This is a genomic window from Cyanobacterium sp. Dongsha4 (genome assembly GCF_036345015.1).
Classification (GTDB): Bacteria; Cyanobacteriota; Cyanobacteriia; order Cyanobacteriales; family Cyanobacteriaceae; genus PCC-10605.
Window position 1 is genome coordinate 3,444,248 of record NZ_CP084098.1, and the last position, 12,586, is coordinate 3,456,833.

Below are 12,586 nucleotides of genomic sequence, written 5' to 3' on the forward strand. Positions count from 1 at the left end.
CAAACCAGTTTATAAGTAACTAATGAGCCAATATTCAAAAAAACCAAACTATCAAACCTGCCACCTGAAACCTGAAACCTGCCCTTACCCGATATTCTTGCTGAAAAACGGGAGTTTAATTGGGTGCAACCCACATCAAAGTTTGTCCATATTCCACAGGTTCGCCATTTTCTACCGCAATCTCCATTATTTGTCCAGAAACTTCCGCCTCAATTTCATTCATCAGCTTCATAGCTTCAATAATACAGACTACTTGACCATCAGAGATGCGATCGCCATTTTCCACAAAAGCAGGTTCACCGGGAGCAGGAGCTCGGTAGAATGTACCAACCATTGGGGAAGTAATAGCTAACCAATTATCTGTTTTTTTACTAGCAGAAGATTTTTCTGCAGGAGGAGTGGGGGGAGTATCTACCTCCACAGGGTGACTATTTTCCTGAACAGGGGTTATAGATTGGGGAGGGCTTACTGGGGTAGCAATAGAATAGACAGCATTGTTACTGTAAGGAGAATTTTTCTGCAATGTTAGCTCAAAATCACCCTCTTTGATCGCTAATTCCGAAATATCTGTTTTTGCGATCGCTTCTATAAATTCTCGTAGTTGATTAAAGTCGATTGGCACTGTTAAATAATAATATTATTAATAGTTGTATTTACAATTTATTACAAAAAAGACAGAAAAAATAAATTTATTTAATCTTATAGCAATCAGTCTTAACCTATCAAATATCAGTACCATTATTATAAATAGACCACTGATAAATCAATATTATGGAATTGATCTGACTGCTGTAGTTGAAAATTAAATATTTAATAAGGATTAAGAATTACTCTCTACCTAAATAACTATCATTTCTAGTATCTACTTTAACTTTTTCGCCGATAGAAATAAATAAGGGAACCATAATTTGCGCCCCAGTTTCCAAAATAGCAGGTTTTGAACCACCTGTTGCAGTATCACCCTTCACACCGGGATCTGTTTCAACAACTTCCAATACTACAGAGGTAGGTAATTCTACTTCTAAAACGGTATTATTCCAGAAAAGAACATTAACCTCCATTTCCTCTTTAATATATTTTGATTTATCTCCCACTTGCTCCTCTGAAAGTCTTGCTTCTTCAAAGGTTTCCATATCCATGAACACAAATTGATCTCCATCTTTATAGGTGTGTTGCATGGTACGTTTATCTAAATTTGCTTGAGGCACGGTTTCCCCTGCACGGAAAGTTTTTTCTACAACACTACCTGTCTGGGCATTTTTTAATTTTGTACGCACAAAAGCTGAACCCTTACCCGGCTTAACATGGAGAAACTCAACAACTCTCCAAACACCACCATCCAATTCAATACTTACACCGGGGCGAAAATCATTACTAGAAATCATAAAAATTAATACTCTTTATCCTTAAATATTTATCTATTTTTAATTCATACTGGCTATAAAAATACCAAAACTATATTCTCTCAAAATGGTACTAATGACAAGTAACAATTAGTAATTAAGACAAGGCAATGGGCAATAGGCAATAGTGAATAGTTGATAATTAATGACTCCGTTCACGACTGAAAGGAGCGTAAGAGCTCTCGCTCGTTCTCTCCTTCTTTTGGTCAAAGCAAATGCGAATAATAAGTTACTATGTATAGGAGTATTTTACTACTGAGCTTATAAAGCAAAAAAATATCGAACTATCAGGATTGCCATAATGGATGGATCATTTACTCTTACCCTACAAATAGTAATTACTGTTGTAGCGGGGATTAGCGCTCAAGTATTAGGGGAATTTTTTAAAATCCCTAGTATTGTTTTCCTGCTAATTTTCGGAATTGCGATCGGTCGAGATGGTTTAGAGTTACTACATCCAGAATTACTAGGCTCAGGATTAGAAGTGTTAGTTGCCCTTTCCGTTGCCATTATTTTATTTGAAGGGGGCTTAAATTTAGAGTTAAATAAAATCGGACAAGTATCAGGAAGTATCCGTAATTTAGTAACTATCGGCACTCTCATTACCTTTCTGGGAGGGGGGATGGCGGCTCATTGGTTTGCAGAATTTCCTTGGCAAATAGCCTTTTTATATGCCTCGTTGGTGGTGGTGACAGGTCCTACGGTAGTCGGTCCACTACTTAAGCAAGTTACAGTGGATAAAAGAGTTGCCACTTTATTGGAAGGAGAGGGGGTATTAATTGACCCTGTTGGTGCTATTTTAGCAGTGGTGGTATTGAATACGATTCTTAACCAATCGGCAAACTCCTTAGAAATTGTTTCTGGTTTGTTGTTACGTCTTAGTTTTGGGGCAATTTTGGGGGGAATTAGTGGTTGGTTATTAGGCACTTTTCAAAAAAAAGCGAATTTCCTTGGTGATGATTTAAAAAATCTCGTGGTTTTAGCGGGGGTTTGGGGTACTTTTGGACTTTCTCAAATGATTATTAGTGAGTCTGGATTAATGGCAACTGTTACCGCAGGTATCGTTTTAAGGGCGGCGGGGATTCCTGAAGAAAGATTGTTATTGAGATTTAAAGGGCAGTTAACAACTTTAGGAGTATCGGTTTTATTTATTCTTTTAGCGGCGGATTTATCTATTGCTAGTATTTTTGCCCTTGGTTGGGGTAGTGTTGTCACGGTTTTAATTTTAATGTTTGCAGTGCGCCCGTTAAGTATTTTGCTTTGTACTTGGGGTAATGGCATGAATTGGCGACAAAAGTTCTTTTTAGCTTGGGTTGCGCCCCGTGGTATTGTTTCTGCCTCTGTTGCTTCTTTATTTGCTATTTTACTTACTCAAAATGGGATTAATGGTGGAAGTTCCATTAAGGGTTTAGTATTCTTAACTATTATGATGACTGTTTTTTTACAGGGATTGACAGCAGGTGCGATCGCACGATTGTTAAAGATTACTTTAGATCAAGCCTCTGGAGCGATGATTGTCGGTTGTAATCCTTTAGGAAGATTAATTGCCAGTTTAATTCAGGGCGAGGGAGAATCAGTAGTTTTAATTGATACAGATAAAGAAGATTGTGAGAGGGCAAAACAAGATAATCTCTCAGTCTATGAAAGTAGTGCATTAGATCATGAATTATTAGAAAAAGCGGGGATAGATTCTTTTGGTACTTTTATCGCTTTAACTACGAATGCAGATGTTAATTTAATGATTACTCAAAGGGCATTGGAAGAATTTTCTCCACCTCGATTATTTGCAGTATTTCCCAATGATGAGGAAAACAAAATCAAAACGAATAAACAAAAAATTAATCAAGCATTCATTTCTAAATTATCCGTTAAAGATTGGAATCAGTATCTCAAAGAAGGACAATTTAAACTGGGTAAAACCATTATCAAACCTCAAGTTGAGTTACAAACAGTGCATTTGAATACCATGATTAATTCAGGGGAATTATTACCTCTGTTGTTGAAAAGAAAAGGCAAATTGCAAATTGTGAGTGCAGGGGAAGAATGGCAACCCAATGATGAGATTATTTATTTACTTCACGACTCTCGCCCTCAACTTTTAAAACAACTGTCGGGAAATACTGTTTCTTCTCGCTTTAGTCTTAGCCAGTTACCAGAAGTGGAGGAAATCCCCATTGCAACTTTGATGAAAGTAGTTAGTTAATTAACCTCTCCCTAACACCCCAATATCCAAAAACCCTAAGCCTCTACTTTCCCCTAATACCCCAACACCCTAACACTTCCTTCTTAAAGAACTCAAGTTGAATTTTATTAACCAAATCTTAATTATTCAAGAAGTTCTAATTTTGACGGTACAATTAACTCTACAGATATTTACTGAGATTAATTTACATATTAAATACGATTAATTATTAATTTTTTATCGATAAGTTATGGTTTATACAACAGGTTCAGTAGCAGAATTTATTTCTAGTGTTGAACCCTTTAATAATCTTTCTCGCAGTGAAATAGAGGTCATTTCTTCTCATTTTAAGCCCTTAAAATACGAAATGGGGCAAATTATGTTAGTTAAGGATAACATTCCTCCTTATGTGGCAATTATTTACGAAGGTCAAGCCCGTTGTATTGCTTATGATCCTCGCAATAATTTACCTGTAAGTGTTCAGTTACTCAGTTATGGTAATGTTATCGGTTGGGAAAGTTTAATGCGGGGTTTTCCCACAGAAACTGCGATCGCATCTACGGAGGTGGTTGCTTTAACTATTGATAGAGATAAGTTTTTAGATTTACTTAGACAACATTCGAGTTTAAAAAATTATTATCAGCAAAAAGCAGGTTTAATCGAAGTATTTGATTTATTAGGCTCTCAACTGGTCAAAAAAGCTATTGCTCACGGAGATATTAAAGCCCTCGCCAAAGATGCCGTTAATAAAGCTCAAGTTTGTCATTTAGTAGCTGGAAAATGCGATCGCCTCCCAAATCTTCCCGAAAATCAGGAATGGGTATTAAGTAGCGGTAAAATCAACGGTTTCGACATCGGAGATATAGTCACAATAAATGAAAGTTTAACCCTAGAAACTAACTGCCGTCTTATTTCCTTGAGCATTCCCCAATCTATTCCCCTTAAAAATGAAAATGGGCAGGTAATAGAAAAAGATGAGGAAGAAGATTTATGGGCAGAAGAAGATAGAAAAGAAAACAATTCTCCTTCTCAAACAGCCATTACTCCTGCTGTATTGATGGATAACGAGGAAATCCCTTTAGCTGACCCTCAAATTCTACAAAAACAACCTCGCACTCTTCAAGCAGAATCCCGTAAACCCCTCAAAGATTATCCTTTCTATAGCGGTAGAAGTGAAGCTGAAATCGGTATTGCTTGTATGCGAATGCTATCTAAATATTATCGAATTCCTTTTCGGGGAGATGTTTTAGAACGTATTGTTAAAGAGCAAGTACAAAGAAATGGGGCATTATCCCTTGATGTTTGTGGAGCTATTACAGAATTAATCGGCTTAAATGCACAACTAATAGGTGTTCCCGCCGGGGCATTTGGCAAACTCGAAGGAACTTTTTTAACCAAGTTATCCGACTCCCTGGTTATTGTCTATACAGCCAATGAAAAAACAGTCATCGTAGGTGATCCCACTTTAAGAGGAGTTAGAGAGTATAAAACCCTTGAATTTCTGGAAATGTGGGGTCAAGAAGGGAAAGTTTTATTGTTGAAAAAAACAAAAGAAACCCCTGAAGAAAAATTTGGTTTAAGCTGGTTTGTTCCTTCCATCATTAAATATAAATGGGTTTTACTAGAAGTATTTATAGCTTCTTTCTTTGTGCAACTATTCGCCTTAGCAAATCCTCTGATGATTCAAATTATCATTGATAAGGTGATTGTGCAAAATAGCCCCGACACTTTGCAAGTATTAGGTATATTTTTAGTTGTTTTAGCGGTTTTTGAGGCAATTTTAAGCACCCTGCGAACTTATTCCTTCGTTGATACTACGAACCGCATTGATATGACCTTGGGATCGGAGATTATCGATCACCTTTTACGGCTACCGCTCAGGTACTTTGAAAAGCGTCCTGTGGGGGAAATTTCCACCCGTATTAATGAGTTAGAGAATATTAGGTCATTTTTGACAGGAACTGCCCTAACAGTGGTGTTAGACGCTATTTTTTCGGTGATCTATATTGTGGTTATGTTTATCTATAGCCCTTTGTTAACCTTTGTGGCATTGGGTATCATTCCTATTTTTGTGGCATTAACTCTGATATTTTCTCCCCTCATTCGTCGTCAATTAAGGGCAAAAGCCGAACGCAATGCTTCGACTCAATCTCATTTAGTGGAAATTATGTCGGGGATTCAAACAGTAAAAGCCCAAAACATCGAGTTAAAATCTCGTTGGGAATGGCAGGAAAGATATGCTAGATATGTGGGTACAGGTTTTAAAACCGTCATTACTCAAACCCTTGCCGGTTCTGCTAGTAATTTCTTAAATAAATTATCTCAGTTATTAGTATTATGGGTGGGGGCGTATCTGGTTTTACAAGGGGATTTGACTTTAGGACAATTAATCGCTTTTCGTATCATTGCTGGTTATGTTACCCAACCGATTTTACGTCTTGCTCAATTATGGCAAAATTTCCAACAAACAGCCCTTTCCTTGGAACGTTTAGCAGATATTGTCGATCATCCTCAAGAAGCGGAGGAAGATAGAGATAATATACCTATGCCTTTGATTGATGGTCATTTACAATATGAAAATGTTTGTTTTCGTTTTAAGCCTCACGGTCCTTTACAATTAAACAACGTTAGTATCGACATTAACGCTGGTACTTTCGTGGGTATCGTGGGGGAAAGTGGTGCAGGTAAAAGTACCATGACAAAACTCGTTTCTCGCTTATATGAACCAGAATCTGGGCGTATTTTAATCGATGGTTATGATGTTAACCGAGTAGAATTGTACTCTCTCCGTCGTCAGGTGGGGGTTGTACCTCAAGAGAGTCTTTTATTCGATGGCACTATTTTCGAGAATATCGCTTTAACTAATCCTTCTGCTAGTTCTGATGAAGTGATTCGCGCGGCAGAAATCGCTTGCGCCCATGAGTTTATTATGAGTCTTGCTAATGGTTACAATACCAGAGTAGGAGAAAGGGGGGCTTCTCTTTCTGGAGGACAAAGACAAAGAATTGCGATCGCACGTTCTGTGTTACAAAATCCTCGGATGTTAGTCTTAGATGAGGCAACCAGTGCTTTAGACTACAACACAGAAGCTCAAGTTTGTCATAATCTAATTCATGCTTTCCACGATCGCACAGTTTTATTTATTACTCACCGTCTAGCAACTATTCGCAGTGCAGATTTAATTCTTGTGATGGATAGCGGAATTATTGCCGAAAAAGGAACTCACGATGAGTTAATGGCTTTGCAAGGGCGTTATTATCATCTTTATCAACAACAGCAAAAAGTTAAGAGTTAGAGTTAGGAGTTCGGGGTTAGGAGTTCGGGAAGCAGGGTTTTTTCATTCTCAAAAATGTCAATTTTTGAAACTAACAAATAGTAACAGATACAGGAGTTTTTAAGTATTAATTAATCAATTATTAAGAAAAAACGCTCCCCTCTACTGTGGGAGAGGGGTTGGGGGTGAGGGCAAGATAATTTTGCCCTGACTTTGAAAAAACCCTGTTCGGGAAGAGGTGTCAGATTTCAGGTTTTGGATTGTTGGGGGATTGGGGTGTTATGGTGTTAGGGTTATTGTTAATTAAACACTTTTGCTCATTACTAATTAAATTAGGTCTGCTTGATAAATAACCACTGCTAAAAGGGCAGAAAATATAGTAATTCCCGTTGCCACAAGGGGATGTTGTCCTTGACTGACTGCATAAGATGTAATAATTCCTGCACCAATAGCGGCTGTTAGACCTGCACCTACTAAATCTTTTCCTTGATTATCTCTCATTTATTTTAGTGTTTTATGTAAATGTTTATTTTTATATAAATCTCAAACTAACACCTTTTTTTTGAGGGAATAATCTTTTGTTAATAACATTAATAATTGTCCATATTTCTTAATAATTTTGTCTTTGTTGATAATGTTTCCAAGATCAACTCAAATACTATGTTATTTATGAATAAAAATTACGATGATAATCCTCAAAGAATTTTAACTACAATAGACTTTAATAAATAGAATTAATAAAAACAATTCAGATAAATAAATGAGAATTGCTTGATCCTAAACAAACCATATTAGATAATGGAAGGTAAAAGAAAATAATAGCGGGGACGTTGGTTATGGGATCTAAAGATGTACAAGTGTGTAATATTGCTTTGGATACGAGAATATTCCGTTCTCGGACTTGGGAACGCTTAAAGTTTGAGGTAGAATATGGCTTAAGTCGTGGTACAACGGCGAATAGTTTTTTGATCGAAGCAGACAAAACCGCTTTAATTGATCCTCCGGGGGAGTCTTTCACTGAAATATTTTTATCCGCTTTATCAGCAAGAATTGATTTAAAAAAGATCGATTATGTGATTTTAGGACATATCAACCCTAATCGTGCTTTTACTTTAAACAGACTAATTCAATTAGCTCCTCAAGTTACTTTTATTGTCTCTAATACGGGGGCAAAATCTTTACGAGAAATTTTTGAAAACTCCTATAGTGAAACAGTTAAAGATTATTCTTTAAATATTATTTCCATCAAAAATGACTATCAATTAAATTTAGGAAAAGAACATCAATTAGATTTTATTACTACTCCCAATCCCCGTTATCCTGATCAACTTTTAACTTTTGATAAAAAGACTGATATTTTTTACACAGATAAGTTGTTTGGTTCTCATGTTTGTGGGGATCAAATATTTGATGAAGGTTGGCAAGTTTATTTTGAAGATAGACGCTACTATTTCGACTGCGTCATTGCTCCTTACAGTAATCAGGTAAGTAAGGCACTAGAAAAAATTAAGCCTTTTTCTGCGCTGGTTTATGCCCCTAGTCATGGTCCTTTAGTGAAGTATGGTTTACATGAGTTAACGGGTTTATATTCTCAATGGTTATCAGATCAACAAAATCAAACTCTTAATGTTGCTTTGGTTTATGCTTCTGCTTATGGTAATACTGCCATTTTAGCTAATGCGATCGCACGAGGAATTACTAAAGCGGGGGTAAGGGTGGAATCTATCAATGCAGAGTTTGCCGATAGTGGAGAAATAAAAGAAGCGATCGCCTCTTGTGATGGCTTTATTTTCGGTTCGCCTACATTAGGAGGTCATGCTCCGACTCAAATTCAAAGTGCTTTAGGTGTTGCTTTAGCCACTGCGGATCGCAATAAGATAGTGGGGGTATTTGGTTCTTATGGATGGAGTGGAGAAGCCATAGACCTATTGGAATCAAAATTTAAGGATGGGGGTTATCGCTTTGGTTTTGACACCATCAGAGTTAAATTTAAGCCCACTGAAGCAATTTTAAAAACCTGTGAGGAAGCAGGAACAGATTTTGCTCAAGCCTTGAAAAAACGCAAAAAAGCTCTAAAATCGAAAGAATCCGCCGCTAGTAATACTTTAACTGCCCGTACAGAACAAGCCTTGGGACGCATTGTGGGTTCTCTTTCAATTGTGACTACTCAAAGGGAAGAATTAAAGGGAGCGATGGTTGCTTCTTGGGTATCTCAGGCAACTTTTAACCCCCCCGGTTTAACTATTGCAGTAGCTAAAGAAAGAGCGATCGAGTCTTTGTTACCTATTGGTAGTCATTTTGTCTTAAATATTCTTGAAGAAGGGAAACATATCGATTTAATGAAACATTTTCTCAAGCCCTTTGCCCCCGGAGAAGACCGTTTTGTGAATATCAATTTAGAAACAGCCGATAATGGTAGCCCTATCTTAAGTGATGCTTTAGCCTATCTGGAATGTGAAGTTAAAAATCGTTTAGAATGTGGTGATCATTGGGTCTTATATGCGATCGCAACTCAAGGTAAATTACTTTCAGAAATAGGAATAACCGCCATTCATCATCGTAAATCTGGAACGCATTACTAATGGAAATTACATTTTTTCTTCGTTCTTGAAAATAACTAAAACCCTTCTCTATTGACCCCAACTCTGTCTTAACCAGATAACTTACATAAGCTCCTAGCTTAAATACTTTTGTTAATTTTTAATTCCCGTATCACTTACCCCTTGAATAAACTGTTTTTGACCGAGAATAAATAAGATAATAACAGGAATAGTGGCAATTATTACCGCCGCCATAAGTAATGACCAATTACTGGTAAACTGTTCCTGAAAGGATGCTAAAGCTAATTGCACAGTGGTTAAATTAGGGGTATTAGTAAATACTAAAGGCTTAAATAAATCATTCCACTCCCCGATAAAGGTAAATAGGGAAAGAGTTATTACTGCAGGTTTAGCTAAGGGAAATAAAATTTGCCAGATAATTTGTAAGGAGTTTGCACCGTCTAGGGTTGCCGCTTCTTCTAATTCTACGGGAATAGAGATAAAATATTGACGCATCAAAAAAATACCAAAACCACTGGCGGCGGAAGGTAATATTAACGCCCAATAGGTGTTGATTAAATGTCCCCATTTCAAGATTAAAAAAATCGGAATTACTAATACTTGAAAAGGAATAATTAATGTAGATATAATAAGCAAAATAATAAAGTTTTTGCCTCGAAATTTTGGTCTCGCTAAAGCATAACCTGCCAGAGTAGAAGTTATTACTTGACAAAATACGGATGCGATCGCAACTAATCCAGAGTTAGCAAAAGCTAATAAAAAATTGCCCTTTTCCCATGCCAACTGATAATATTGTAAAGTAAATTTAGACTCAGTTCCTGTTGAGAAAAAAGAAGTATATAAAATAAAAATAAAGGGAGATAAAATAATAATTAATCCCCCTAATAATAAGATAAAACTAAAGATTTTAAATGTCGAATTAGTAAACTTATCCATAAAAATTGATTCTCATGAGGGATAAGGTGAAATGAGTTCGGAGTTAGGGGTATTGTGTTACTAATTGCTAGTTATTAATTGTTAACTACTAATTGTTAATTCTCTTTACCCCTGTAAAAAAATTAAACCCAAAACCAGTTACCTGAAACTCGAAACTTTCTAAAATCGAAAATTTCTGCTAAGAAAAAGTCAAAAGAGGTTTAAAGCCATGCTTAACAGAGGCTTCGCCAATTTGTTCCATTTTTTCGACACTAATTTGGTTTCTTCCCCAAGAAAAATTAGTATGCCATTTCTCAAACTCTAGTAACATAGCCTCAGCAAAACAAGCAAACATTTGTCTTCCGGGTATATCCATATTGACAATTTCCATAATTTTCCAGTCAATATCTAAAGAATGTTCTACAATACCGCCATTTAATACCTTAATATCAGGATGATTAAATTTAGTACCTAAGTTCTTCGGATAACCACCATCAATTAATAAACAAGGTTTTTTCAGGGTTTCATTGTTGATTTCTACCCCTCTGGGCATACTAGCAACCCACACCACTATATCAGCTAAGGGTAAGGCTTCTTCCAAACCCATAATTTTACCTCTACCTAAATCAGACTGTAAAAGCTCTAAACGCTCACGATTACGGGCAATTAATAGTAAATCGGCAACATCAGTTTTTTGATTTAACCAACGACAAACAGCACTGCCAATATCGCCCGTAGCACCGCATACAGCAACTGTTGCTTGACTCAAATCAATACCTAATTGAGCGCTGGCTTGTTCTACTTGACGACAAATAATATAAGCTGTATGAGTATTACCAGTGGTAAAGCGTTCAAACTCCAATTCAACGTTACGCACTTGCTTATTTTCTTTAAGGTTGAATTCCTCAAAAATAATGGAAGAGAAGCCTCCCAAAGCAGTAATGTTTATGTCGTTTTTCTGAGCTAATGCCATCGCATTTAAAATTTTTCTGATAGCAGTTTTGATGCGACGACTGTTTAACATTTCTGGGAGGAAACAAGATTCGATATAACAGCCTTCAATGGTTTCCCCTGTAACGCTCTTGACTTGAAACTCATCCACTAATATGGGAGGTGCAGAACACCAAAATTCAAATCCTTCATTGGCATATTCAGAGTAGCCCAGTTTGTGAGCTTCTTTTTGAGCGTGTTCTAAGTTGGTTAAGTGACCGATGAGACCAAACATTTAATAATATTTTACTTTAATATAATGTTTTTTTTGAAATACGGAAAGTCAATAAAAGCTAAGAATAAGTTAAGACTTTTTATCATATTACTAAAAAATGTAACAAAAAAAAGTGGTGAGTGCTGATTTCTGATAGTGACAGGGCAAAACTCAGTGAATGAATGCTTAATGGGAAATAACTGTCATCTCCTAGCAGGTTATAATTACTAATTGCTGATTACTAATTCCTAATTGAATTATGTTGCCTAGAGACGAATTGTTAAAGAGAGTTGAAAATAAAGAAGATATTGCCCGTGTGATTGATAAGGCTGAGAAGGCGATTAAGACTTGGGAGTTAGTGATGACAGATTTTCTTTCTCCCCCCGTATTGGCAGAGGTTAATGAAATTTTTGCTTCTTTGACAGAGGTAAAAATAGTTTGTTGGGGGGGCTATCCTCAAGCAGAAAGGCAACGGGTAGGTATTCATCGAGAAGAGGTTTATGGTGATGTAACAGAAATTCCTTTGATGGCTTTAGATGTTGCTGGTAATTTTCTTTTTGATACGGCTACTCATCGGGATTTTTTGGGAGCGATTTTAGGTACGGGTATTGTTAGAGATAAAATCGGTGATATTATCGTTTTGGGTGAAAGAGGAGCTCAGGTTATCGTTACTCCCGAAATAGGGGAGTTTTTGGAAACGGCTTTAACTCAAGTGCGTTCTGTACCTGTGAAAACCAGTAAGATAGATTTATCAGATTTGAAAATTCGCCCTCCGAAAAAGAAAGAAATGACAACGGTAGAGGCTTCTTTAAGGTTGGATGCGATCGCATCTTTTGGTTTTGGCATTTCCCGTAGTAAAATGGCGGATGCGATTAATAATGGAGATGTAAGGGTTAATTGGAAAGAAATTACGCAACCCAGTTATAATGTCAAAGATGGTGATTTAGTCTCTTTTCGTGGTAAGGGTAGATTAGAGATAGGTGCGATCGCACTTACTAAGAAAGAACGTTATCGCATCAATTTAACAAGGTTTGTTTAGGGGGATTT

9 protein-coding genes are annotated in these 12,586 nt (G+C 36.6%); 4 read left to right on the forward strand and 5 right to left on the reverse strand.

Annotation, left to right across the window (positions count from 1 at the left end; genetic code table 11):
• Positions 1-115 precede the first annotated feature (115 nt).
• On the reverse strand, positions 116-622 hold the full coding sequence (gene accB, locus Dongsha4_RS14805) for an acetyl-CoA carboxylase biotin carboxyl carrier protein (protein WP_330203094.1): 507 nt from the start codon (positions 620-622) through the stop codon (positions 116-118).
• A gap of 205 nt (positions 623-827) precedes the next feature.
• Entirely contained in the window at positions 828-1,385 is a 558-nt protein-coding gene (efp, locus tag Dongsha4_RS14810; protein WP_330203095.1) for an elongation factor P, read from the reverse strand.
• A 319-nt stretch (positions 1,386-1,704) separates the two neighbouring features.
• On the opposite strand from efp, the gene Dongsha4_RS14815 reads away from it, so the two are divergent.
• Together Dongsha4_RS14815 and Dongsha4_RS14820 are read left to right on the forward strand one after the other, a co-directional pair.
• On the forward strand, positions 1,705-3,606 hold the full coding sequence (locus Dongsha4_RS14815; RefSeq protein WP_330203096.1) for a cation:proton antiporter: 1,902 nt from the start codon (positions 1,705-1,707) through the stop codon (positions 3,604-3,606).
• 229 nt (positions 3,607-3,835) lie between these two features.
• On the forward strand, positions 3,836-6,880 hold the full coding sequence (locus tag Dongsha4_RS14820; protein ID WP_330203097.1) for a peptidase domain-containing ABC transporter: 3,045 nt from the start codon (positions 3,836-3,838) through the stop codon (positions 6,878-6,880).
• A gap of 306 nt (positions 6,881-7,186) precedes the next feature.
• Here Dongsha4_RS14820 and Dongsha4_RS14825 read toward each other — a convergent pair whose 3' ends face one another.
• On the reverse strand, positions 7,187-7,360 hold the full coding sequence (locus Dongsha4_RS14825; RefSeq protein WP_330203098.1) for a hypothetical protein: 174 nt from the start codon (positions 7,358-7,360) through the stop codon (positions 7,187-7,189).
• Positions 7,361-7,695: 335 nt separating this feature from the next.
• Here Dongsha4_RS14825 and Dongsha4_RS14830 point away from each other — a divergent pair, with 335 nt between their 5' ends.
• Positions 7,696-9,441, forward strand: coding sequence for a diflavin flavoprotein (locus tag Dongsha4_RS14830; protein WP_330203099.1), 1,746 nt, complete (start codon positions 7,696-7,698; stop codon positions 9,439-9,441).
• Positions 9,442-9,552: 111 nt separating this feature from the next.
• Here Dongsha4_RS14830 and Dongsha4_RS14835 read toward each other — a convergent pair whose 3' ends face one another.
• Together Dongsha4_RS14835 and Dongsha4_RS14840 are read right to left on the reverse strand one after the other, a co-directional pair.
• Positions 9,553-10,356 carry a carbohydrate ABC transporter permease gene (locus tag Dongsha4_RS14835; RefSeq protein WP_330203100.1) on the reverse strand — a complete coding sequence of 268 codons (804 nt, stop codon included), beginning with the start codon at positions 10,354-10,356 and terminating at the stop codon, positions 9,553-9,555.
• 178 nt (positions 10,357-10,534) lie between these two features.
• Positions 10,535-11,560: a long-chain acyl-[acyl-carrier-protein] reductase gene (locus tag Dongsha4_RS14840; protein ID WP_330203101.1), complete on the reverse strand. Its 1,026-nt coding sequence runs from the start codon at positions 11,558-11,560 to the stop codon at positions 10,535-10,537.
• 238 nt (positions 11,561-11,798) lie between these two features.
• On the opposite strand from Dongsha4_RS14840, the gene Dongsha4_RS14845 reads away from it, so the two are divergent.
• Positions 11,799-12,578 (forward strand): photosystem II S4 domain protein, encoded by a 780-nt coding sequence (locus Dongsha4_RS14845; protein ID WP_330203102.1) that lies wholly within the window; start codon positions 11,799-11,801, stop codon positions 12,576-12,578.
• The last annotated feature ends 8 nt before the right edge of the window (positions 12,579-12,586 follow it).

Coding starts and splice junctions, on each gene's coding strand:
- efp (WP_330203095.1), bottom strand. CDS start 1,385: ATGATTTCTAGTAATGATTTTCGCCCCGGTGTAAGTATTGAATTGGAT.
- Dongsha4_RS14815 (WP_330203096.1), top strand. CDS start 1,705: ATGGATGGATCATTTACTCTTACCCTACAAATAGTAATTACTGTTGTA.
- Dongsha4_RS14820 (WP_330203097.1), top strand. CDS start 3,836: ATGGTTTATACAACAGGTTCAGTAGCAGAATTTATTTCTAGTGTTGAA.
- Dongsha4_RS14825 (WP_330203098.1), bottom strand. CDS start 7,360: ATGAGAGATAATCAAGGAAAAGATTTAGTAGGTGCAGGTCTAACAGCC.
- Dongsha4_RS14830 (WP_330203099.1), top strand. CDS start 7,696: ATGGGATCTAAAGATGTACAAGTGTGTAATATTGCTTTGGATACGAGA.
- Dongsha4_RS14835 (WP_330203100.1), bottom strand. CDS start 10,356: ATGGATAAGTTTACTAATTCGACATTTAAAATCTTTAGTTTTATCTTA.
- Dongsha4_RS14840 (WP_330203101.1), bottom strand. CDS start 11,560: ATGTTTGGTCTCATCGGTCACTTAACCAACTTAGAACACGCTCAAAAA.
- Dongsha4_RS14845 (WP_330203102.1), top strand. CDS start 11,799: ATGTTGCCTAGAGACGAATTGTTAAAGAGAGTTGAAAATAAAGAAGAT.